The following is a 23914-nucleotide window of genomic DNA, read 5'->3' as shown; positions in this document are numbered from 1 at the left end:
TCCTGTCCTCTAGGGTTTGATCGTTGCTAATTTTTATGGTTTCGCGGGCGGTGCAACGGAGTGCCGCCTCACGATTTTGATGGGCAGGAGTTCCTCGCCGTCGAAAGGCTTGTCGTCCTGCCAATTGGTTTCCAGTAGAACTTCGAGCGCGCGGCGGCCAAGATCACGCACCGGCTGCTCGACAGCGGTCAGCGGCGGATTGAAAAGGTGCAGCGGGCCGACATTGTCGAAACCGATCACCGAAACATCGCGCGGGATCGACACGCCAGCGGAAGCAAAAACTTCCATCAAGCCGATCGCAATTTCGTCCGAGCTCGCGAAGATCGCCGTTGCTGGCATGCCTTCCGCAATGAAGCGCCGGGCGGCCGCGCGGCCGTATTCGATCGTGTATTCACCCGAATAGCGCTGCGGCTCGTCGGCCGCGTCGCTCGATCCCCGAAGACCGGCGGCGAGGCCTTCGTAACGACGCTTGGCGCTGATCATCTCTTCACGCCCTCCAATGAAGAGAACGCGCCGGTGCCCATGTTCAGCGAAATGCAAACCCGCGAGCCTGCCGCCTTCGAGGTTGTCGCAAAAAAGCTTGGGCGCAATGGCATTCGGAACGTCTTCGTCGACGACCACGACCTTGCCCGTCCTATTGATCAGGCGCGCAAGTTCACCGTCATCCGGGTGGTTCGTAACGAAGATCAGCCCGTCGACATGATTGCGGGCAATGAGCTCAAGATAGGTGCGTTCGCGTCCGGGCCGGTTCAGCGTCGCATAAAGCGAGACCACCAGACCACGCGCATCGGCCTCGTTTTCGACAGCCGAAACCAGCGTGGCGAAGAAGGGATTGGCGATGTCCGGAACAACGAGCCCGATGGTTTCGGAGCGCCCCAAGCTGAGGCGCCGCGCATGTGGATTGGGCCGATAATTGAGGACGCGGATCGCATCCTCGATCCGGATTCGGGTTGCCGGTGGAAGATCAAGACTGCCGTTCAAGAGACGCGATACGGTTGTGACCGAAACATCGGCCGCGCGGGCAACATCTTTGAGGCTCGGCGGTCTCGTGCCCACGCTCTCACCATTGTAAAGCGGTTTAGTATAGCGGTTTACTAGATGATTAACTCGTAGCGACGCCCTGTCAACGCAAGATTTCAGGCTCGGCTGCAGACCGCCTCGCTTTGGAAGAAGACTTCGAAAAACCGCGTGTCCGGCTGAGAAGCCTTTCAAACAACCGGCTGCTCAATCATTCATCAAGTGGATCGGAACGATCAATATTATCAGGAAATTGAAGAAACCACCGACTGCCCACCTGCCTGTCGTCAATTCTGCAAGTTCGATCAGAGTCGCGTCTCGATGAAGCGTGCATGGCCAAGAAGCTCGTTGTCGAAATTCGCTTTACCAATGATCTGGACCGAAAGCGGCAACCCGTTCGGCGCATTGCCTGCGGGCAGCGTGATGGCTGGCACGCCGAGCGCCGTCCAGAGCTTGTTGAAGATGGCATCGCCCGTTGACGACAAGCCCAGGGGAGCCGTGTCCGGTACGGCCGGGGTGATCAGGACATCGACATTTTCCATGGCATGGGCGAGCGCGTTCCGGGCCTGGCGAATTTGAACCCAGGCGTGCCTGACGTCATCCGGCGATATCTCGAGCCCCGCTTGAACGAACCCCATCGTTTCGGGCGAGAGCGCATCGGGCTGGTGGTGGTATTCCGACAGCGTCGATAGCAGGGAGCCATGCATCATGATGACCCTCTGAGCTTCCATCAGATCCTGGAACGCCGGGGGCAGTTCGAAATACCGACATTCGGCACCGGCCGTTCCCAAACGCTCACCAGCCTCCAGCAGCGTCGTCTGGATGATCGGCGATGCGGCGCTCCATTGCAGGGTCCTGCAGAGTCCAATCCGCGGTGCCATCGGCTCGGCGGCCTCGTTGGAACCCTTGGATGGGTGGCCTGCAAGCACCGCAAAGAGATGGGCAGCATCCGCCACGGAGCGGGCAAATACGCCGATCGTGTCCAGCGTCTCCACGGCTGGCCGTACGCCCGTTCGATCGATCGATCCGAAGCTCGGCTTGAAACCGACGACGCCGCAATAGGCGGCCGGGCGGATGATCGACCCGCCGGTTTGCGTTCCAATCGCCAGCGGCACCATCCCGGCTGCGACAGCAGCCGCGGAGCCGGCAGAGGATCCGCCCGGCGTGTGATCGATGTGCCTTGGATTGCGTGTCGACGTCGGTGCCACACCGGCGAATTCCGTCGTGGTGGTCTTGCCGGCGATGACACCCCCTGCCCTGCGGATCATGGCCACCACCGTGGCATCGCGCCTCGGCTGGAAGTCTTCATAAATTGGAGAGCCGTACTCGGTGGGCATATCGACCGTGTCGAAGATATCCTTGATACCGATCGGCACACCCTTAAGCGGGCCTGCCCAGCCCTCTCGATCGACTCGTTGCGCCTGATTCAGGAAATGGTCCCTGTCGAAGTAAACAAAGGCGCCGATCGTTGGCTCCAACGTCTCGATGCGCTCCAGACAGGATCGAGCAAGCGCTTCTGCGCTTAAGCGTCCGGATTCGATAAGAGCATGAGCTTCCAACGCGCCCAATTCATATGCCTCTTTGTCCATGCCGTCATTCTCCTGCAGGGCTTTGGATGGGCTTCTTGACACGCTGACTGTATCGCTGTGCGAGCGAGGCGCATACGAAGAGCTGCATCTGGTGAAAGAGCATCAGGGGCAACACGATCAAGCTGACGGGCGTGCCGGCAAACACGATGTTGGCGATTGGAATCCCCGTTGCGATGCTCTTCGTCGACCCACAGAATTGCACCACCACGGCTTCGCGCTGCTGCAATCCGGAAGTCTTGGCGATCAGCATCGCCATTGTCAGGATCGTGGCGAGGAGCAGCGCTTCGATCACCAGCACCGTGCCAAGAATGGACAGATCGATCCGCTGCCAGACACCGGCGACCATGCCGGCACTGAACGCCGAATAGACGATCAGCAGGATCGACCCGCGATCGACCACGAGGCTGAGCATGGGGCGTTTCGCGATCCACCCGCCCAATAGTGGGCGCATTGCCTGACCCAGCGCAAATGGAAGAAGTATCTGCATGGCGATGTTGATGACCGTGTCGCTGCTCACCCCGCCCGACGATCGCAAGAGAAGAGCGGCCAGAAGCGGTGTGAGGACGACGCCCACGATGTTGGAGAGCGATGCGGCACAGATCGCGGCACCGACGTCGCCATTGGACAGCGACGTGAAGGCGATGGACGATTGTACGGTCGACGGCAGGATCGCCAGGAAGAGAAATCCAATCACCAGTTCCTCGGGCAGGTGCCCTGCGATTATGGTAACGATCAGGAGGCCAAGCAACGGAAAGACCGCGTAGGTCATAGCGAGCACCAGAGACTGGAGACGCCAGTTGCGCAGCCCCCTTCCGATATCGCCCGGATCGAGCTTCAGTCCGTAGACAAAGAACAACAGACATACGGCTGCATAAGCCGCGTTGCCGACAAGGAACGCGCCATAACCGGTCGCCGGCATCAGGGCCGCGAGGATTACTGTCCCGATCAGCATGAGCATGAACGGATCAAGGCCGAGTCTACGCAAAATTTGCATCATAGATTCCGATGGTGGCTCCAAACGATCGAAGCCGCCATGCCGCGGCGCGCTTGAGCGATCGTCAGTTCAGCGCAACGGCTGGGAGCCAGGTGGATAGGGACGGCACCGCGATCAGAAGTACCGTGAACGCAAGGATCGCAATCAGAAACGGCATGTTGGCGCGGATGATCCGGATCTGATCGGCGTTCGCGATGCGACTGACGATGATGACGGACATGGCAAGCGGCGGCGTCAACTGTCCGATGACCACGGCCATCACCATCAGCGTGCCGAAATGGATGAGGTCGATGTCGAATGCCAGGAGCGCTGGCAGAACGACCGGCACAAAAACCGGAATAAGCGGATCAAGGAACATGCCCGCGATGATCGCCAGAGCCATAAGGAAGAGGATTTTCAGGAAAAGCCCGTCGCCGAAGCTGACCAGCGAAATCAGGTCGCCCAACGCCTGCGGCACATGGGCGCTCGACAGGCTCGCACCGAACGCTGCCGAGAGACTGACGATGAGCAGCAGTTCGCCCGTCGTCTGAACAGCAGAGGCGAAGACCCGATAGACCTGTTTCCAGTTCAGGGACCGGTAGACGGCGACCGAAAGAAAGAGCGCATAGGCAACACCGAACGCGCCGCCTTCCGATGGCGTAAAAACACCTGCAACGAGGCCGCCGACGATGATGGCGGGCATGCCGAAAGCGAGCAGCGCACCGCGCCCGCTTCTGCCGATCTCGCCCCACGAAAACGCGCCATGCGTCTTCCAACCCTGGCGCCGTGCGAGAAAGGCAACAACCAGCATGAAAACGACACCCAGGAGAATGCCGGGAATGAGACCGGCCAGAAACAGCGCGCCGAGCGACGTTCCCGTGACGGCAGAGTACAGGATCATGGGCGAGCTTGGCGGGATCAAGGGTCCGATGCCGGACGAAGACGCGCTGACGGCAGCGGCCACTTCGGCCGGATAGCCTTCCTTCTTCATCGCCGGGATGATGACCGATCCGGATCCGGCCAGATCGGCGGACGACGAACCGACCATGCCGCCGAAGAACATGCTGGACAGAACGTTGACGTGAGCGAGACCACCCCTCATCCACCCAACAAGCGATCGCGCGAAATCGAAAAGCCTGCCCGACAGGCCGCCGGCGTTCATCAAGGCTCCGGCCAGCACGAACAGCGGCAACGAGAGAAGTGTGAAGGTGCTCATACCGGAGATCATCGACTGCGGGATCATCATCGACCACTGACCACCCAGAAGGAATGCCAAGGCGACGGCCGCGAGCAACGCCGAGATCATCGGGACGCCCAAACCGAGCAGGGCAAGCAGAAGGCCGATCGATGTGAGCGCCCCGGTCATCGAATTCTCCAAAAAAAATTGCGTGCGATTAAGGGAGCCGTCGTCTCAGCGGCGGCGAAGCGTGCGTAGAGCGTCGAGGGCGAAGGCGAGCGCAACGAGCGCCGATCCGACGACCATTGCCGACATGAACCACCCCTTTTCCAGCCGCAGATAGATGGTCCGATCGGCGCCGAAGAGGTTCACGAGCTTGAATGCGGCAATTGCCAGCATGCCGAAGGCCGCGACCGAAACGAGGTCGCCGACCAGCTTGATGTAACTGCGGGTCGACGGGGAAAAGCGCGAGACGAAGAAGTCGATCCGGATGATGTCGCGTCGACGCACCGACAGAAACATGCCGCACATCGTGAGCCACGGTACCAGCGCGATCACCAGCTCGTCGCCCCAGATGTAGGTCACGCCCAGAAGGTAACGCATTGACGCGTTGAGGAAGATCAGGCCGACGATCGCCACGAGGACCGCGACACCGATGGCTTCTACGGTGCCGTTGATGATCCGATCATGCGCCGGCATTCCATCGTCGGGGTAAGCGACGTCGGTTTCCTGGGCGATGCGGTTGATGTCCTCGGCCAGTCTGTCCATCGGCAGCGGTTCGACCAAGGGTTCCGCCGAGGCTCGACCGTCGTGAAGGATAGGCATCGTCATCGGTTCGCTCCAACTCATGGGGATCGCCGGCGCCTTTTGGCACCGGCATTCCTTCGACGGTCGTTACTGCTGTGCGCTGGCGACGACCATGTCGACGAACTCTTGACCGGCGATGCCGCCGATCGCTTCCCATACGGGCGTAGATGCTTCAACGAATGCATCACGGTCGATCTCGTTGACGGCGATGTCTCCCGATGAGGTCAGTTCCTCGAGCAGCTTGATGTCGGCTTCCGTACCCAGCTGGCGCGTGTATTCGGCGGCCTCCTGAGCGGCTTCCTTCACCGCGGCCTGCTGTTCGGGTGTGAGCGCATCGTATTTGGCGGCATTCATCACCAACGTGACGGGCGTATAGACGTGGTTCGAGATGGACAGGAATTCCTGCACTTCCTCGAAGGACCGGGCCGTGATGTCTGCGAGCGGATTTTCCTGACCGTCGACGGTGCCGCTTTGAAGGGCGAGATAAAGCTCGCCGAGATTCATGCTGACCGGGGACGCGCCAAACGTCTGGAACGTCAGCACGCGCGTTTCGCTGCCGGGAACGCGCAAACGGACTCCTTCGAGATCGGCCGGGACCGCCACGGGGCGGACATTGTTGGTGATCTGACGGAAGCCGAGCTCACCGAATGCCAGAACTTCCAGGCCTGCCGCATCGCGCATCGATGCCCGCAGAGCCTCGCCGACCTCGCCATCGAGCATCCGCGCGACGTCGTTGCGGTCGCCGATCAGGAACGGCATGTCGAACATCGCCCATTTGGGATCGAGTTGGACGGCATCCGAACCGAGCGGATAGACATCGATCTGGCCCGAACGAACCATCTGCATGTGCACGACCTCGTCGCCGAGGGCCTGGGTATGGAAAAACTCGTGAGAGAAGTCGTCGCCGAGTGCGGTTTCGAGGTTTTCCCCGAAACGCTGCGCCATCTGCATGTCGAGGCCGGCAAGCGGGTTTTCGCCCGAGATGCGAAGCGCAAACGGCTCGGCAAAGGCAAGCTGCGAAGCAAGCGTGGCAGCAGAAAGTGCTGCCGTTGCGGCGAGTATCCTGGCTGTCTTGTAGATCATGTCTGTTCCCCTGTTATTTATTTGGAATTGACCGCTTATTCCGGTCGAATGAGCGTGTCTTTGAGCACGTCTCTGTTCAGCGTCACTCCGAACCCAGGACGCTCCGGCACATGGACCCGGCCATCGATTGGCTCGGGTGCATCGGTGAAAATCGCCTGTTCCAGCTGTTCGACGCCGAGGTGGCACTCGACGAGCGTTCCGTTGCGGAAGCCGGCCACGTGGTGAAGGCAGTAGATGCCGCCGCCACCAGCGTCGGAGAGCGGGCGATTGTAGATTTGGGCGAGATGCGCGACGCGGCGCGTCTCGGTCATGCCGCCGTTGTACATGCTGTTGGGCATGAAGATGTCGAGCGCATCGTGCTCGATCCATTCCCGGAACTGCCGTGAATGGCCGTCCATTTGACCAGCCGAAAGAGGGATGGTCGTGCGCTTGCGCAGCATGGCCAGATCGCGCGCATCGTTGTTGCGGATCGGATCCTCGAACCAGGCGATGTTGTAGTCTTCGACGAGGCGGCAGAGCTGCGTTGCGTATTCGAGGCTGGGGTTCTCATTGCCGTCGAGCGCGAGAATGAGCGTGTCGCCCAATGCCTCGCGCACATATTTCACGCGCATGGCGTCTTCGAGCAGACCGCCCTTCGCGACACCGACCAGCATCTTCAGCCGGGTATGCCCCTTGGCCATCAGCTGACGACCGAGTTCGACCAGCTGGTCGGGGTCGTAGACAGGAAAACCGTAGGTGACATAGGCGTCGGCGTAGGTTTTGTGACCGCCGAGAAGCTGGGCGACGCTGCGCCCCGACGCCTGACCGATGATGTCCCAACAGGCCAGATCCACGCAGGCAAGCGCTGCGAGGTTGATGCCCGACATGCGGCCGCGTTCGCTGACGATCGGCTCCAGCCGCGCGTGAATTGCTTCGAGATCGCGCGGATCCATTCCCTTGATCGCCTGGACGAGATGATTGGTGACGGCCGAAGCGATGGCGTGCGGCAGGAACCGGGCACTCATGCCGACACCCACGAATCCATCGTCCGTCTCCAGCTCGCAGATGACGCGGGTGCTGTCGCCGGCAGGCGTGTTGGTCAGAGGAAGGCGGAGATCGAGCGCATGCACGCTCGTCCTGGCATCGATAATTCTCACGGAAAGACCTTCTTGGGCTGCTGCAACGAACGTAATCTGCAAAACGAATTATGAATTCATTTTGCGTCGCAGCATGAACTTGGTCAATCCATGGGCATGCGCAAAGATTCGGCAAATACCGGTTCAGCCTGCTCGTCTGGCGATCAAGCGCCTGCTTCGACGGCATGGAACACGCAGCAGTGAGTACGCGTGGAACGTCGCAACTGAGTTGGATATTTGGGGGTGATCAGCCTTCAAGCGCGATGCAGGATCTGCTCGTGGTCCTGGTTGCGCAGCCAGTCGCCAACGGTCGAGAGTGTGTTCGCGAGATGCGAGCGAAGGATTGCCGCCAATCGTTGGGCATCGCGGCTGCTCAACGCCGCCAGTATCTCGTCGTGCTCCCGCACGGCTTCTGCCCAACGGGTGGGCGAGATGTTGGCGTGATACCGCGCGGCCATCAGGCGCGTGGAAAGGCCTCGATAGAGCGTCTGCAGCATCTCGTTGCGCGTCGCGATGAACAGCGCCTGATGGATCTGCTGGTTGAGTGCGAAATAGGGTTGAAGCTCCCCTGCCCGGAAATGCGACACCATGCGCAAATGCAGGTCGGTGATCGAATCGATCTCTTCATCTGATACGTGCTTTGCGGCAATCTCTCCGCAAAGACCTTCCAGTGCTTCCATGATCGGCGCGACTTCGTGGAGCTCCTCGATCGTCAGTGCGTGTACGATCGCTCCCCGGTTTGGTAACAATCGGACCAGACCCTCGGACGCCAAAACCTTCAGCGCCTCGCGCAACGGCGTCCTCGACACACCGAAACGCTCGCAAAGTTCACGCTCGGGAATCTTGCGACCCGGCGCCAGCGTGCCCTCCACGATCATCTGTCTCAAATGATCGATCAACTGAACATGCAGGGAGGGTCGGCTCAAAATCGATTGTGGCTCGGTCAGCATCACATGTTCCGGTTGCCTGGTGATCTTACGCATCGCTAGGCACAAGGTCCATAATAATGAATTCATTTCATTGCCGCGGCATCCACCTCGAAAATGAATGCTGTGCAAGGGAAATGGCGATCTAGCTTATGCGCTTCACTGAGCAAGCGCGGTTCAGCCGTCAGCCTCACGCCCCGAGCGCATAGTAGGTCCAAGTTGAACGACGCGAAAAAATCTCTCTGATAGATGGCCAAGTTTGCCTGCAATTCTCGCAACTCAATTCAGAGCGCAATAGCGTAGACGTAGTTCTCCGTTTCATCGTTCTCGGCCCGCCAGCCGCCGATTGTCCTCGATGGTGCGATTTCGCCGCCGATCACGTGTCGCCGATAAGCAGCACTGAGAAACGCCGAGTTTGCGCTTCAGCCCGATCAATTTGGAAGACTAACAACGGCAGAACCCGACCCGATTTTGGACGTTCGATACACCCCTTATTTGACACGAAAGCGGACATCGCTCTCTGGCTAGAGGTCGAAATGCCGAACTGCTTGCTTGGAAAACGCAGCTGCAAAACTCGCGCATGATGATGTTTAAGTCCACATTCTTCCCGCTGATCTGACGACCTGGAGTGGACGCGGCACCTAGGTGCCTATTTTGATCAGTCAGCCTGCCCCCGCGGAGGCCATTGGGAGATTTATTGAATGTCGGAAGCCTATCATTCTGGTCTGAGCCAGGCTCAGATCGCGCACTTTATCGAACATGGATATATCAAGCTCGAAGGTGCCTTCGATAGCGAGCTGGCCTCACAAGGGCGTGCCGAGCTTTGGAAGGCAATGGGTCTCTCACCTGACGCACCGGAGACATGGAAGCAGCCTGTTATCCGCTTGGGCTTCATGACGGGCAAGCCTTTTGTAGACGCTGCCAACACCCCGGTCCTGCACGGTTCGTATGATGCGCTGGTCGGCGAGGGTCAGTGGTTGAGGCCCAATGGTTTGGGCAGTTTCCCGGTGCGCTTTCCGTCGCCAAACGATCCGGGTGATGCGGGATGGCACGTCGATGCTAGCTTTGGTAACGACAACCCTGATTTCATGCAGTGGCGGGTCAATGTGAAAAGCAGCGGCCGCGCCCTGCTCATGCTGTTCCTTTTCTCCGATGTCGGGGAATTGGATGCGCCCACCAAAATCAGGAAAGGGTCGCACCGCGCCATCGCAACACAGTTGCTGCCGGCTGGAGAAGGCGGTCTTACGCTTGGCGAACTGGCCGCTGATGGCTTCAATTCGACAGCCGACTGCGAAGAAGGGCTGGCCACCGGACAAGCTGGGACGGTTTATCTCTGCCACCCTTTCCTCGTCCATTCCGCACAACCGCATCAAGGTACCAGACCTCGTTTCATGGCCCAACCTCCGCTCCTGCCGAAAGGTGAGTTCGACCCGTCGCTACCACCGTCTGCGGTGCAAATAGCCATTCATGCCCTCGCCCCAGCCATGCTCCATGCTGGCGATGATGCGTGAGGCAATGCCCGATCCACTCTGAAGGTTCTCGGCCGCAATCCCGGAAAGGGCGACACTACGAACCTCGAAGCCGGATGCCTCCCAGGCGTCGCGCGTGACACCGAGCATCGCGGTTTTTCCCGTTCAAGCCCGGCCGACAACGATGCCGATACCTCGCGCATCGGTGACATATGTGAGTGCATCGGCCTGCTCGTTCGACAGAGACAGGCAGGCGTTTGTGAACGAGGACAGCACAGCAGAATCGTTTCGACAATTTTCCCTAGCACTCAAACGTCATGGCGCTGACAAAATGCAGAACGGGTCCAAGGCAGCGTAAGATCAATTTCTGGAAAACGTCGTCCTGAAACGTCGATGAGCTGTGCAGCCACCGGCGGCACAGCCCAGTTCTCTTTCCAATGACAATAACTGGTCGTCAGCGAGAGACGAGCGTCTGGCCCATTTAAGCCAGACGCCTTGTGTGTGTGACGGTTCAGCGGACGCCGGCTACACCGTCAGCTTTTGAGGCTGTCAATGCGTGCTGTTCGACAACCGCAGAGACGACGACACCGGCGACGAGGGCCCAGAACGGAGCGCTGATGCCGAGCAGCGTGGTGTTGGAGAGCGACACGGCGAGCGCGACGAAAGCGCCGGTCTGGTTGCCGAGTGACCGTCCGAACGCGTTCTGAAGCGCGGCAAGAAGCACGCCGATCATCGCAAGACCGGCGACCGTTCCGATCAGCGCTCCGGGCAGTGACATGACGATCGGCACGGCGGCGCCGGCCACGATGCCGAAGGAGCCGAATAGAATGCCGTTGACCACGGTCGCAGCATAGCGCCCTTCCTTGTTCTCGCCGGCCTGCTCGGAGGAGCAGATCGCCGTCATCGGGCCGGCGATGTTGGCATTGTGGCCACCAAGCAAGCCTGCCGCCACGCCCCCGACACCCGAGATCACCGTCATCATGTTGATCGGCGGCTTGTAGCCTTCGGCCATCAGCACACCGGTCGCCTGCGCATTTTCGGCGCCGATGACGAGCAGTGCCAGCGGCACGGCAATCGCCAGGAAGGCGTCGAAGGTGAAGGTGGGCGCGGTGAATTCCGGGAAGACGAAGGCAATGTCGGTCGCGGCGCCACCGACAGAACCGGTCGCAAAGGCGGCGATGAGGCCGGCGACGAGTGCCGCAAGCACGGGTGGGATGGTCTTCGTCATGCGCATCGACACGAAGAAGGCGATGATTGCTGCGCCGGCGATCAGCGGTGCGGTGCCGAGCGAGCCGACGGCCCCGGTCGCAAAGCGCATCAGCGCACCGGCGATCATTGCCATGACGATCGGCATGGGGATCCAGCGCATGACCTTGCCGATCAGGCCGGAAATGCCGAGGATGAACACGATCACACCGGCCATGATGAAGGCGCCGACCGCCTGATCGAAGGAGAAGGTGGCGAGCGAACCGGCAACCAGCGCGGCGCCGGGGATCGAATAGGCGCCGGTGACCGGCTGCTTGTAGCGCAATGCCAGGAACAGGCTGATCAGCCCGCCGAGGAAATAGATGGCGAACAGCCAAGCGACGGTCTGGCCGTTGGTCAGGCCGCCGTCATTGGCGGCGCCGATCACGATCAGGGCCGGGCCGGAGCAACCGAAGATCGCGGCGACGAGGCCGGCACTGAACGACTTCACCGTCAGATGCTTCGGCAAGTCGCGCAGTCCGGAGGCAAAGCCGGGTGCCGGTTCTATGATGTGTCTTGTTTCCGTATTCATTGAAAAAATTCCTCCCGTGGGGGCCGCGTCCCCTGGTGCGGCCCGGTGAAAAAATGCCGGCCCTCCTCGCGGGGCCCGGCCTTGACGTCAGCGACCGACGAAGACGGCGGCCCGTTTTTCGTGGAAGGCGTTGACCCCTTCGCGGAAATCATCGGACTGGCGCAGGCGGCTGTAGCTGTGGCCTTCCAGTTCGATCGCGGTGGTGAGCAGCGCATCGTCGGTATCGTTCAAGAGCTTCTTGGCCGTGCGCTGGGCGATCGGCGAGAAGGCGATCAGTTCGTCGACGAGCGCATCGACTGCGGTCTCGAGATCGGCGTCGGCGACGACATCCGAGGCAATGCCCCAGTCGTAGGCCTGCTTGCCGGTGATGCGCATGGAGCGCATGACGATGTTCTTGGTGCGCGTGACGCCGACCATCTTCTGCAGGCGTGCCGAGCCACCGGAGCCGGGGATCTGGCCGAGCTTCTGCTCCGGCAGCGCATAGCGCGTCGTGTCGGTTGCGATGCGGAAGTCGCAGGCGAGCGACAGTTCGAAACCGACGCCGAAGCAATAGCCGCGATTGGCGGCAATCACCGGCTTGGAGCAGCGTGCAGGCGCCGCGATGTTCCAGGCGAGCTTCGAGACATGCTCGGGAGTCGCTTCGAGGAAGCCCTTGATGTTGCCACCCGAGGAGAAGTGCTCCCCTGCACCGGTAACCACGATGATACGGACGCGGTCATCCTCATCGAGCGCCTCGAAGACGAGACGAAGCTGGTCGCGTGCCAGCATGGAGACGACGTTGTAGGGCGGCCGGTCCAGAGTGATGTCGGCACGTTGGCGCTCGGCGTCGATGACGACTGTGAAGCCATCGAGGTCGGCGAGACGCTTGTCGTCGAAAGTGGCTTTCTCTGCCATGTCGGAAGTCCTTCTGCTCAGCAGGCGGTGTGCTTATTGATGTTCGGGAGTGCGTTGTTCTTCGCGGTAATCGCCGGCAACCAGCATGCGGCGCAGGATCTTGCCGACCGGCGATTTCGGGATGTCCTCGACGAAGACGATGCGGCGGGGTCGACGAAAATTGGCGAGGCCGGAGGTCTTGCAATGCAGGTCGAGTTCTTCGGCCGTCACGCTGCCGCGCCGCTTGACGAAGGCGGTGACGATCTTGCCCCAGCGTTCATCCGGAAGGCCGACGACGGCGACTTCGGCGACATTGTCATGCAGCGACAGGCAGCTCTCGACCTCGACCGGCGATACGTTTTCGCCGCCGGTAATGATCATGTCGTCGGCACGGCCCGTGACGAAGAGATCGCCGTCTTCGTCGAAGAAGCCGGTGTCGCCGGTAAAGTACCAGCCCTTGCGCAAGGCTTTTGCGGTTGCGTCGGGCCGGTTCCAGTATCCTTCGAAGGCTTCGTCGCTCTTGGCGAGCGCGATGATCTCGCCTTCCTCGCCGGGTACGGCAAGCTCATCGGGATCGGCCGCGTTCAGTTTGGCGACACGGATCATCTGATTGATGCCGGCACGTCCCGCAGAGCCAGGCTTGGCCGCCGCCTTCTGCTCGATGCTGAACGTGTAGATCTCGGACGAGCCGTAGTGGTTCACGAACAGTTCGGGCTTGAAGGCGTCGTCGAGCTTGCGCAGAAGCCCGTTCGTCATCGAGGCACCCGCATAGCCAAGCTTGGTGACCGACTTCACGCGCTCGGGAGAGAAGCCTTCGTGATGGATCACGTCGTGATAGAGCGTGGGGACGAGATAGAGATTGGTGATCGCCTCGGCCTCGATGAGATCGATGGCTTTTCCGGCATCGAAGCGCGGCAGGCAGATGAAGGCGCCGCCGGTCAGCGAGGACGCGATGAGCGAGCGCACGCCCATCGTGTGGTAGAGCGGCATGACGCCGAGTGTGCGTTCGCCGTGGCGATAGAGGTTCTGCGCCACATGGGCGAGCGCTCCGGCCCGTTCGGCACGATGGCGGCGCGGCACGCCCTTGGGCTTCGACGTCGTGCCGGACGTGTAGAGCATCAGCGACCAGTCTTCCGCCGATGCCTGAGGCACTGCGAGTGGTGCTTTGCCCTGCATCAGCGCAGCCAGCTCGATGGCGGACTTGCGGATGAGGCCGGCAGCTTTGGCGGACGTTGCGACGGCGTCTTCGGTGACTTCCTCGTAAAACACCGCCATGGCACCGGAATCCTCGACCCCGTGATCGACCTCGTCAGCTTTCACGCGCCAGTTGAGTGGCGTGACGATGATGCCGGCGAACTGACAGGCCCAGTGCAGCGAGGCATTCTCCCAGCGGTTCTGCATCGCCGTCAGCACGTGGTCGCCGCGCGTCAGGCCCATCTCGTCTAGCCCGGCGACGAGCGCCGAAATACGCGTATACCATTCGGCATAGGTCAGTCGCGTGGCGCCATCGACGATGGCGAGCGCCTGCGGATCGCGATCCACGCTCGCCACGAAACTCGTTCCCAGATCAAACATTGCTCTTGGCCTCCCTCCGGATTTCATCGAGGGCCGAAAGCGCGGCCTCCACGATCGTCACGTATCCGGTGCACCGGCAGAGGTGACCAGAAAGATGGTCGCGCACCTCGTCGCGTCCGGCGTCGGGCCGTGCGCTGATCAGCGCATCGAGCGACATCAGGATGCCGGGCGTGCAGAAGCCACATTGAAGGCCGTGGTGCCGCTTGAACGCGGCCTGAAGCGGCGAGAGCTGGCCTTCGCCGGGCGACAGCGCCTCGACGGTGCGGATGTCGGCTCCTTCCGCCTGGACGGCGAGCAGCAGGCAGGCGCGTGCCGGTGCGCCATCGACCTGGATCGTGCACGCTCCGCAGACGCCGTGCTCGCAGCCGACATGGGTGCCGGTCATGCCGATCTCATGGCGGATGAAGTCGCTCAGAAGCGTCCGGCTTTCCGCATCGGCTCTGACAGGCAGACCGTTGAGGTGGAATGTAACGGTCTTCTTCTCGTGGGCATTCAGGCGAGACATGCGGCAGCCTCCTCAATGGTGCGACGACCCAGACGCCTGACGAGTTCGCGCCGATAGCGGGCCGAGGCGTGGATGTCGTCGCGGGCGTTCAGGTCCCAGGCGATCTCGTTCAGGGCATCGTCCAGGCCGGAATCGCTTGGCAACGGCACGTCGAAACGTCGAGGGCGATCGTCGACGCCGGCCACGGCGATGGATGCGGCCCGCTCGGTCACCACTGCAGCCACAGCCGTAATGGCGAAATCGCCGTGGCGCCGGCCGATTTCGTTGAAGCCGTACCCGGTGCCCACAGCGCGGGCGGGGAACGACACCGCCTCGATCATCTCGCCCTCGGCCAGTTCGGTCGCCATCATGCCGAGGAAGAAATCTTCGGCACTGACAGTGCGCTTCTTGCGCTTGGTGCGCAGATGCACGCTTCCCTGAAGTGCGATGAGCGACAGCGGCAGCTCCGCGCTCGGATCGGCATGGGCGAGCGAGCCGCAGACCGTTCCGCGCGCCCGGGTCTGCACATGGCCGAGCCACGGCAACGCCATCGCCACCAGCGGCAACCGGTCGGCAAGATCCGGCCACGCTTCGAGCTTTGCCTGGCGCACGCCGGCGCCGATCAGAATATCGCCGCCGCTTCGCTCTATCTTCTGCAGCACCTCGATGCGCATGATGTCGACGAGGACTGCAGGACGGGCGAGGCGCATGTTCAGCATGGGCACCAGCGACTGGCCACCTGCGATGACGCGCGCGTCGCCGCCTGCCTCTTGCAGCGCATCCAGAGCCTCATCGAGCGTTGCGGCCTGCAGGTAATCGAAAGCTGCGGGTTTCATGCGCGCCTCCCCAGAAGAGATCGGAGCCGCGCCCAAAGGCCGATCGACGGTGTATCGGCGGCCTTGTCGCGGCCCGCGTAGCGGGCGAGCGACTGGAAGAACTGGCCGATGACCACCCGCGCCGCACCGTCGAGCAGGCGTCCGCCAATGGAAGCGACCTTGCCGCCAATGCCGGCTTCGTAGCTGTAGGAAACACGGGTGCCGTTTTCCGTTGCGATCAGCGTGATGCGGCCCTGCCCTCGTCCGGACCCGAGCGCGCCTTCCGTGCCGCCGGAAAGCGTCACCGCTTCCGGCTCGACCATGTCGGACAGTTCGATGTCGGCGCGGTAGCGTCCCTTGACGGGGCCAACCCCCAAGGTGACGTCGGCGCGGAAATGTGTGTCGGAAATCTTCTCGACCTTGTGGGCGCCGGGAATGATCGCTTCCAGCGTCTTTGGATCGAGCAGCATCGCCCAGATCTCTTCGCGGGTGGCGGAAACCTCGGCCGACCCTTCGCCGGACAGTGCGCGTTCGCCCTCGCGCGCCTTCAGCGGCTTGACCTCGCGTCTGGGCCGTGCGGATGGCTTCTCGTCGGCATGGATGAGCGCCGAGATCTTGCTCGGCGACAGCGGCAGCGTCAGGTCCTCGACGCCTGTCGCATCGGCGATGGCGTTGGCGATGCATGCCGGCGTCGACATGCAGTTGCCCTCGCCGACCCCTTTTGCGCCAAGCGGCGTGAAGGGCGAAGGGCTCTCGAAGTGAAGGATCACCGGCTCCGGTGTCTCCATCACGGTCGGGATCAGATAGTCAGCGAGTGTTCCAGTCAGGAAAGACCCGTCGGCGCCGTAGGCATATTCTTCGTAGAGCGCGGCGCCCACTGCCTGGGCAAAGCCCCCACGGACCTGGCCGTCCACCATGCCCGGATGCAGGATAGTGCCGCAATCGTGCATGGTCACGTATTTGTCGATGCGCGCCACGCCCGTATCGCGGTCGATTTCCACGCCACAGAAATCGAAGATGAAGCCGTGGCAGAGCGACGAATTGATACCGTCTTCGGCTGTTGGGGCCGCCAGCTCATCGGGCGTCCAGAAGACGGTTTCCCGGATGGTCTGGCCGGTGCCTGCCGGCACGGTGCCCGGCGCCCAGTGGCTCGCTGCCGCGACACGCGCGAAAGAGACTGAGTTGTCGGGATTGCCACGGTCGAATACCTTGCCGTTGGCGAATTCGACCTGCTCGGCGGCAACGTTCAGCTGTGCGGCCGCGATGGTGGCCAATCTACCGCGCAGCCGGTCAGCCGCGAGCCTTGCGGTTCCGGCAACGGCTGGTGCGAAACGGCTGGCATAATTGCCCGAGGCGATCGACCAGGCGTCGCGATTGGTATCGAGTTCAGTGTTAACCCTGACGGCGCCGAGCGGGAGGCCTAGCCGGTCGGCGACCACTTGGGCGAGCACCGTGCGGTGGCCCTGCCCTTGCGGCACCGAGGCGACCTTGACGGTGACCGAGCCGAGCGGATCGATGCCGACCGTCGCCACGGCCTGCGCCCCGTTCTTCGGTCCGGCCTTGGCGCGCGCTTCCGGCGTCAGCACGGTGGTGATGTAGCCCATGTTCGAGACGCTCGGCTCCACCGCCGCGGTGAAGCCGATGCCGTACAGCCGGCCTTCGGCGCGGGCTGCCTTACGCTTCGCGATCAGTTCATCGAGACCGCCTTCGTTGACGGCACGGTCGAGGGCAGCTGCGTAATCGCCGGAGTCCAGGAGCGCGCCGGTCGCGGTGCGATAGGGAAAGGCGTCGCCAGGCACGAGGTTCTTGCGGATCACATCAAGCCGGTCGAGCCCCAGTTCGTCGGCGATCTTGTGGAGGAGCCGCTCCAGCGGAAAATAGATCTGAGGGCCGCCGAAGCCCCTGTTGAGGCCGGTCGGTGTCTTGTTTGTCAGAACGACCCGGTTGCGGATGGCGACATTGTCGATTGCGTAGGCGCCGGTCATGTTGCCATGCATGCGGTAGAGCGTCGCCGGCTCCGGCGCCCGCAGATGCGCGCCGCAATCCTCGATCTGATCCCAGGAGAGCGCCGTGATCCGGCCGTCCGGCTCCACCGCCGCTTCAAGTGTCGTCACCCGGTTGGTCGCTGAGACAGACGCGGTCAGGTGCTCCAGGCGATCCTCGATCCATTTGACGGGCCGATCGGCGACGCGTGCGGCGATGGCAACGAGCACCACATAGGGAAAGACGCCCTGCTTGACGCCGAAAGAGCCGCCGGAATCCGGCGGGGTGCGCAGACGCATGCGGTTGCCGGGCACTTTCAGCGCACGCGAGAGAACCGCATGGATTGAAAACGGTCCCTGGAAGTTCGCCATGACGTCATAGGCATCTTCGCCGGGGTCGTATTCGGCGATCACGCCATAGGTTTCGATGGGCGTGCAGGAATTGCGCGGATAGGCCGTGGTGATCGAAATGCGATGTGCGGCGGCCTCGAAGGCTGCCTCGGGATCGCCGTAGCGAAACGAACGCTCATTGATCAGGTTCGTGCCGAGAGACGGATGGAGTACGGGCGCTTCGTCGGCAAGCGCCGCGCGCGGATCGATCACCGGCGATAGCGTTTCGTAGGTGACCTCCACGAGATCCAGCGCGTCCTCGGCGATATAGCGGCTTTCCGCGACCACGAGCACGACGGGCTCGCCGACATAACGGACGCGGTCGCGCGCCATCGGCCAACATTCCACATCGGCCTTCACGCCGACGACGAGGCTGTTGGTCAGGCTCGCGACGTCCTCACCGGTCAGAACCGCGTAGACGCCTGAATGGGCCCTGGCCTTGTCGATGTCGATGGCGCGGATTTCGGCATGGGCGTGCGGCGAGCGCAGGAAAGCGGCGTATGCCGTGTCGCGGCGCGTCGGCAGATCGTCGATAAAGCGCCCGCGGCCTTTGAGAAGGCTCGCATCCTCGACACGTTCGACGGACTGTCCGACGAGGCTTTGCGGCCTCGTTTGCTCGTTCATGGCGTCTCCTCCCTGGTGCATGCGTTGGAAGCAGCACCATGCCGTTGAGGAAACAGCCGTTGAGCCTAGCCGGCGATACCGGGACGTCTCATGACTTACCGAGAAGTCTCAAATTGCGACCCGGCGAGACGTGTGACGGAGCGAAACACGCTTGGGGACGACCCGGCGTGATCGTGGAAGAAGCGCGAGAAATGCGCTGGAACCGAAAAGCCCAGCCGCTCGCCGATGGCGGCGAAGGTCTCTTCGCCGTCGGAAACTGCGCTGACCGCGCGCTCCAATCGCTGGACGTTGAGATAGACCCGCGGGCTGACGCGCATGACGCTTTCGAACTGCCGGAAGAAGTGGGCCCGTGACATGCCGACATCGGTCGCCAACGTGTCCATGTCAGTGATCACGCCGGGGTTTGCCGTCATCAGGACCACGGCCTTGCGGATGCGGAAATCGGAGGGTTCTCGGGCAGCCAGTGCGCTGATCGACTGGGGCACGCTGCGCCAAGCCGTGAACCGCTCGATCACGGTGATCATCAGCCGGCCGAGCAAATCTTCGTGCAGTGCGGCAGCGTCAGGCGCATGCACCATCGCCTCTGCCAGTTCGCGGGCGAGCCGCCTGATATCGGGGGTAATCGAGCCGGCTGCTGCCTCGAAAAAGTCCGGTGCGTCGCTCGCGCCCCAGTTCTTGCGGAAATGTTGCAACCATTGGGGCTCGATATAAAGCGCCAGGATCACCGTCTTCGGCTGCGCCAGATCATGGTCGTAGGCGTGCGGCTCCCAGGCGTTGATCAGCACGGCAGTCTCATCGGTCAACGGGACGGTGCGATCCCGCACGGAAAACTGCGTATCGGCTCCCTCGACCTTCAACAGCACATGGCAGTGCGGATGGGCATGGCGCACGAGGGGCCTGTCCATATCAAGAAGTGCCACACGCCCAAACCGGCCCCTGGCAATGCGCAATGCGTTGGACATGATTTAATTCGAGTTTCATCGATAAAGACTTACACTGCTGCGATTAGCCGACGCTGTCAAACTTGGCTTCTGACAGTCAGCTTTTGGCGACTCGAACGAAATTGCTGCTATTGATCGCCTTTAGGACATAGCGAGATTTTTCCAGCCTCTGGCCTTTGTTATCAGGCACGGTCTCGAAATTGTTGACGCTCGATTATTTCTGGCGTTGCAGCCGTCCTGAAAGCGGCAAGCCTCCGCCAGCGGGGCTGCGATCGCGGGGTGGGTCCGCATCAGCGTGCCGGAGTTCATGGCCATCGAGGTGGTGCCCGCCATGCTTGCGCGGCTGCTGGGAAAGCACCCCGCCATCCGGGTCGAACTGTCGCTCAGCAACCTGCCGGCCGACCTTCTGGACCAAGAGGTTGATCTGGCAGTGCGTACCGTGGCGCCGAAGCAGGGCGCGCTGTTGCCCGGAAAGTCGCAGCGATCCCGCTCGCGCTGTTTGCATCGCCGGCATATGTGGAGCGATGTGGCCTGCCGTCAGGTGTCGACGATCTGGCGCGTCACGGGTTTCTAGGGCCTGATCGCAACCCCAGCGACCTGGCGTTGGCGGAAAAGATGGGGCTGAGGCGCGAACAGCTAGTCCTTCGCACAGACAGGCACCCCGCGCAGCTTGCTGCCGCACGCGCCGGCCTGGGCATCGCCGTGGCGCGGGTGCCGGTGGACGAAAGCGACGCACGACTTGTGCGGCTGCTGCCCGACTTCGAGGTCGACATCCTGCAAACCTGGATCGTCGCGCACGAAAATCTCGCGCGGGTGCCGCGGGTGCGGGCCGCCTTCGACAGTTTCGTCGAATCGTTCAGGATCATGCGGCGCGGCTGAGGCGGCCCGGCTATCGTTCGCCGCGGCGGATGGCCAACCCTGGAGTTCTCGTCATACGGCCCTGATCAGCGGACCAAAGCTATCCTACGACCAGCTGCAAAGAAACCTTGGCGGAGTTGACGACAGGTGCCGTGTCGACGGAGCAAACCGCGGCACGATTGACGGCAAAGGATGCCGGCCTCGCGTTCGGCCGATGGTTTCAGCATCTGAAGCTTCACACCGAACTGGACTATCTATCGCGACAGGCAATCGTCATCGAGTATGCGTTTGCTTGGGCAAGACGCCGTATTGAATACTCTGGTTATCGGTGCCCCGAAGGAGCCAACCGCATTGCTGCGCATTTGATCCTTTGGTGGTGATTTAGCGGACTGGTAAGCGAGTGAAGAAAAAGCAGGACCATTTGGCGGGACGCGATGCAATCCTTACCTACGGGGTTGCGAGCAAGAACCCCGAACACTTGATCAACGGCACCGGCTGGCGTGTGCCGTTGGCAGTTTTGCGTGAAGCGACCTTGAGGCTTTGGAGCGACGATGCATTCGGGCTGGCCGGAAACGTCGCTTTTCGCGCGGTGCTTGCAATTTTTCCCTTCTTGATCTTCACCAGTTCGCTAACCGCATTCATCGGTGACCGCGTGATGGCAGAAGCGCTCATCGACTTTCTCGTCGCCATCGTGCCGCCCGCGCTGGTCGGGCCCATCGTTCAAGAGGTTGACGAGGTGATGACGACCCCACGCGGAGGAATACTCAGCCTCGGCATTCTGCTCACCATCTGGTTCGCTGTCGGCGGCGTTGACGGGGTTCGTGTCGGACTTAATCGGGCGTACGGGATCAGAGAAACACGCTCCACCGCAGTGCTCTACTCTGTGCAGGTCGCAATGGTAATTTTGGCGAGCATGGTTCTCGTGCTTGTCGGCTATCTGCTCGTTCTGGCACCACGAGCGGGCTCTATGCTGCACGCACTCATGCCGAGCTTTGATCCAAATTCTGTCACCGTCAATCTCATCCGGTATCCCGCTTCCGCGGTCATCCTCACTGCGGCACTGTTCGTCGCACACCTGATATTGCCGGCTCGCCGAACTCGGTTTTCAAACATTTGGCCGGGGGTCGCGTTCACCGTCACCAGCTGGATAATCCTCACCGCTGCGTTCTCATTCTATTTGTCTAGCTTTGCGACTTATGGGAGCTACTACGCTGGTCTGGCAGGAATCGTGGCGGCACTTTACTTCATGTATCTCGCCGCCCTGGTCCTGATCTTCGGAGGTGAACTTAACAGAGCAATGAGAATCCGGCGGCTTGCGCGCAAATTGAGCGACCACGACTAGATGCCCGCCGTCGGCCCGACCTCGCACAAAACAAAAATGCAGGGCGCCACCGTCGGTTCATTCAAGAGCGTTGACACCGTTCCGCATCACACCCGCGCACCAGTGCAAAATTGCCCTTCGACCAGATGGGGGCTGGAGAAACCCAACTTCAGCAAGCCAGCTTGCACTTCAGGTGCCTTCATGAAGAGGTTCCAGAGCAGACCGCTCCTGAAGTTTTCAATCATGATGACGATTGGTCCCTGGTTGATTGCCAAATAAGTCCGCGCATACCAATCTAGGTTTTCGCAAAAGGCATCAATGAAGCCGAATCGGCCCCAAATCCGGTTCTTCGGCTTTGTCATGAAACCGCGCAATGCGCGCATCGCCGCGTATGGTGCATAAGGAAAGCTGGACAGCGCGGCACTCGGTGTGATCACGCCAAAATCCTTGCCAGGCGCGTGCGCCACGTAGCCCTTAGGTCCGTGGCTGGACGTCAGCCCCCAACAGTCCGGCCCATACCCGTCGTGACCGTGCGGATTTGCGACGCAGTGAGCGTGGTTGATCAGCGTATGGCGAACATTCTGTTGCCAGTAATCGGCATAGCGATCCATGAGCCCGCGGGGGTCGAGCCCACAGAAGGAATACTGCGCGATGAAGAGCGGACCGCCGTGGTCCACGCCCAGGGGTAATTCGATGCCGTGGTATCTTCGTCCGTTCTGGAAATCGGCGCCGGACGCGAAGCCTTCATGATAAGCCTCGGCGTCGACCGAATGATCGGGAGAGCCGGCAGCAAGTACGAAGGCCAGCAATCCTTCGTTCCAACCAGTGATCTTCCGGTTCATCGCCCAGCCGTATTTGGGGCTCCAGTGCCAATAGAGATGCTTGCCGCGGCCCCGGTTGTACCAGTTCCACTCAGCTTCCAGCCAAAGCCGGTTGATGCGGTCACGCAGGGATCTTTCGGCATCGGTTTCACGATCGAAGTATTGCCGAGCGCAGAGAAGCCCCTGGAACAGAAGCGTGCTCTCGACGACGTCGCCGCCATCATCCTTTCGACCGAAGGGTATGGTCTCGCCTGTCCGCCCGTTAATGAAATGCGGAAACATGCCGCGATAGCGTGGTGTCCGCTCCAGACAGAACAGCATCGTGTCAAGCCGGGCGGTAGCGGCTTCGCGCGAAATCCAATTGCGTTCGACCGCAACGATCATGGACATGATGCCGAAACCGGAACCGCCGATGGCGACAAGATCGTTGTCAGGGTCACCGGTCGTTTTCTGGCGGTCTCGTGCTAGGCCGCTTGGCTGATGCGCTCCTTCCCAAAAGAAGCGGAAGGTTTGCCTTTGGATCAGTTCGAGAAGTTCTTCATCAGCCTCTGAGAACTGGCCTGGATGCGCGTCAGATTTCAATGTCATCGGAAAATCAGTAAGGCTCATCGCTCCGTCAGGCTAGTCGGCACCGAGCCAGCAGAGGCCCGCATGCCGGTAGCCTTGGGGCCATCTTCGGATGGGTCCGGTTGGATGAGGCACTGAGAAAGTCGGCCAGCGACCCCTTCTCCAATATCGACGTCCGGTCCAGCACTCGCACTTGGGAAATGATTTCCCAAGACGTTTTAGGGGCCGGATCGGGACGGTCGAAGAGAGATGGAGCACAGGTGCGGCAATCATTTCGCCTGCTACGCACGCGACATCACGCCGCCTGCCCGGACCCAGAGGCTGCCAGGACGCTGCGTCATCTCCGCATGCACGCAAGCTGCTTGCGGCCCTGGACAGGCAACCGAAGCGATGACCCGCCAGATTGCGCCTCAAGGCAGACCTGACCGGTCCACCGATAACCAGGGCGAGGGCGCATCTGCGACGTCGCACAGCTCGAAACATAACTTCACATTTCAAAATCTCTTGGCGATCTCGGCCGGGTTAGTTCTGACCTTCGCGGTGGCCGAACTGCCGATATATGCGGCGTCGGTTCCATCGGTTTCTGGAGCCCAGAATGCGTCAGCCCGATCCGTCTGAAATACAGAAGTCAGCCACTCAAAGTGCTGCCAGCCGCCCATGGCAGGCGGTGAAGACGATGGCATGCCCCCCCTTCTCCCAGACCAATGAGGCTTCGGGATCAACCAGCAAC

Annotated in this window: 20 protein-coding genes and 1 pseudogene; 4 read left to right on the top strand and 17 right to left on the bottom strand. The window is 61.4% G+C overall.

Translation table 11 applies throughout. The annotated features are described in order from the left end of the window. Positions 1–33 precede the first annotated feature (33 nt). The 8 genes from GC125_RS01050 to GC125_RS01015 form a co-directional block, all read right to left on the bottom strand. Positions 34–1056, bottom strand: coding sequence for a LacI family DNA-binding transcriptional regulator (locus tag GC125_RS01050; protein ID WP_151983342.1), 1023 nt, complete (start codon positions 1054–1056; stop codon positions 34–36). A gap of 266 nt (positions 1057–1322) precedes the next feature. Then, the gene (locus GC125_RS01045) at positions 1323–2606 is read right to left on the bottom strand and encodes an amidase (protein ID WP_151983341.1); all 1284 of its coding nucleotides are present in this window, start codon (positions 2604–2606) and stop codon (positions 1323–1325) included. Between the two features lie 4 nt (positions 2607–2610). Next, positions 2611–3600, bottom strand: coding sequence for a bile acid:sodium symporter family protein (locus tag GC125_RS01040; protein WP_151983340.1), 990 nt, complete (start codon positions 3598–3600; stop codon positions 2611–2613). 64 nt (positions 3601–3664) lie between these two features. After that, positions 3665–4945: a TRAP transporter large permease gene (locus GC125_RS01035; RefSeq protein WP_151983339.1), complete on the bottom strand. Its 1281-nt coding sequence runs from the start codon at positions 4943–4945 to the stop codon at positions 3665–3667. Between the two features lie 45 nt (positions 4946–4990). After that, positions 4991–5587: a TRAP transporter small permease gene (locus GC125_RS01030; protein WP_286165315.1), complete on the bottom strand. Its 597-nt coding sequence runs from the start codon at positions 5585–5587 to the stop codon at positions 4991–4993. 63 nt (positions 5588–5650) lie between these two features. Further along, positions 5651–6646 carry a TRAP transporter substrate-binding protein gene (locus GC125_RS01025; RefSeq protein WP_151983338.1) on the bottom strand — a complete coding sequence of 332 codons (996 nt, stop codon included), beginning with the start codon at positions 6644–6646 and terminating at the stop codon, positions 5651–5653. Positions 6647–6681: 35 nt separating this feature from the next. After that, entirely contained in the window at positions 6682–7782 is a 1101-nt protein-coding gene (locus tag GC125_RS01020; protein ID WP_286165314.1) for a mandelate racemase/muconate lactonizing enzyme family protein, read from the bottom strand. 233 nt (positions 7783–8015) lie between these two features. Then, positions 8016–8744, bottom strand: a complete 729-nt coding sequence (locus GC125_RS01015; protein ID WP_151983337.1) for a GntR family transcriptional regulator — start codon at positions 8742–8744, stop codon at positions 8016–8018. 644 nt (positions 8745–9388) lie between these two features. Between GC125_RS01015 and GC125_RS01010 the strand changes: the two genes are divergently transcribed. Continuing rightward, a complete protein-coding gene (locus GC125_RS01010; RefSeq protein ID WP_151983336.1) occupies positions 9389–10198 on the top strand; it encodes a phytanoyl-CoA dioxygenase family protein in 810 nt (269 codons plus the stop codon). Here the strand turns inward: GC125_RS01010 and GC125_RS01005 are convergent. The 8 genes and pseudogenes from GC125_RS01005 to GC125_RS00970 form a co-directional block, all read right to left on the bottom strand. Then, positions 10157–10405, bottom strand: a pseudogene (locus GC125_RS01005) (AAA family ATPase); the annotation flags it as partial. The gene GC125_RS01010 and the pseudogene GC125_RS01005 sit on opposite strands and share 42 nt — an antisense overlap. Before the next feature lie 262 nt (positions 10406–10667). Further along, positions 10668–11933, bottom strand: coding sequence for a benzoate/H(+) symporter BenE family transporter (locus GC125_RS01000; protein WP_151983335.1), 1266 nt, complete (start codon positions 11931–11933; stop codon positions 10668–10670). A gap of 87 nt (positions 11934–12020) precedes the next feature. Next, positions 12021–12827: an enoyl-CoA hydratase/isomerase family protein gene (locus tag GC125_RS00995; protein ID WP_151983334.1), complete on the bottom strand. Its 807-nt coding sequence runs from the start codon at positions 12825–12827 to the stop codon at positions 12021–12023. A gap of 33 nt (positions 12828–12860) precedes the next feature. Further along, a complete protein-coding gene (locus GC125_RS00990; protein ID WP_151983333.1) occupies positions 12861–14381 on the bottom strand; it encodes an AMP-binding protein in 1521 nt (506 codons plus the stop codon). Continuing rightward, a complete protein-coding gene (locus GC125_RS00985) occupies positions 14374–14886 on the bottom strand; it encodes a (2Fe-2S)-binding protein (protein WP_151983332.1) in 513 nt (170 codons plus the stop codon). The genes GC125_RS00990 and GC125_RS00985 overlap by 8 nt, the downstream gene beginning before the upstream one ends. Next, positions 14874–15701, bottom strand: coding sequence for an FAD binding domain-containing protein (locus tag GC125_RS00980; RefSeq protein ID WP_151983331.1), 828 nt, complete (start codon positions 15699–15701; stop codon positions 14874–14876). Before GC125_RS00980 ends, GC125_RS00985 begins: the two co-directional genes overlap by 13 nt. Further along, on the bottom strand, positions 15698–18676 hold the full coding sequence (locus GC125_RS00975) for a xanthine dehydrogenase family protein molybdopterin-binding subunit (RefSeq protein WP_151983330.1): 2979 nt from the start codon (positions 18674–18676) through the stop codon (positions 15698–15700). The genes GC125_RS00980 and GC125_RS00975 overlap by 4 nt, the downstream gene beginning before the upstream one ends. A 95-nt stretch (positions 18677–18771) precedes the next feature. After that, complete coding sequence (locus GC125_RS00970; protein WP_151983329.1) at positions 18772–19638, bottom strand: helix-turn-helix transcriptional regulator; 867 nt, start codon at positions 19636–19638, stop codon at positions 18772–18774. 286 nt (positions 19639–19924) lie between these two features. On the opposite strand from GC125_RS00970, the gene GC125_RS00965 reads away from it, so the two are divergent. From GC125_RS00965 to GC125_RS00955, 3 genes are all read left to right on the top strand, one after another. Then, entirely contained in the window at positions 19925–20191 is a 267-nt protein-coding gene (locus GC125_RS00965; RefSeq protein ID WP_151983328.1) for a type 2 periplasmic-binding domain-containing protein, read from the top strand. Beyond that, complete coding sequence (locus tag GC125_RS00960) at positions 20134–20496, top strand: LysR substrate-binding domain-containing protein (RefSeq protein WP_286165313.1); 363 nt, start codon at positions 20134–20136, stop codon at positions 20494–20496. The genes GC125_RS00965 and GC125_RS00960 overlap by 58 nt, the downstream gene beginning before the upstream one ends. Before the next feature lie 379 nt (positions 20497–20875). Then, a complete protein-coding gene (locus tag GC125_RS00955; RefSeq protein ID WP_151983326.1) occupies positions 20876–21817 on the top strand; it encodes a YihY/virulence factor BrkB family protein in 942 nt (313 codons plus the stop codon). An 86-nt stretch (positions 21818–21903) separates the two neighbouring features. Here GC125_RS00955 and GC125_RS00950 read toward each other — a convergent pair whose 3' ends face one another. Beyond that, positions 21904–23226, bottom strand: coding sequence for a glucoamylase family protein (locus GC125_RS00950; protein WP_151983325.1), 1323 nt, complete (start codon positions 23224–23226; stop codon positions 21904–21906). Between the last annotated feature and the right edge of the window lie 688 nt (positions 23227–23914).

This window comes from Rhizobium sp. EC-SD404 (assembly GCF_902498825.1).
Lineage (GTDB): Bacteria > Pseudomonadota > Alphaproteobacteria > Rhizobiales > Rhizobiaceae > Georhizobium.
This window is presented reverse-complemented; position numbering and strand designations above follow the sequence as displayed.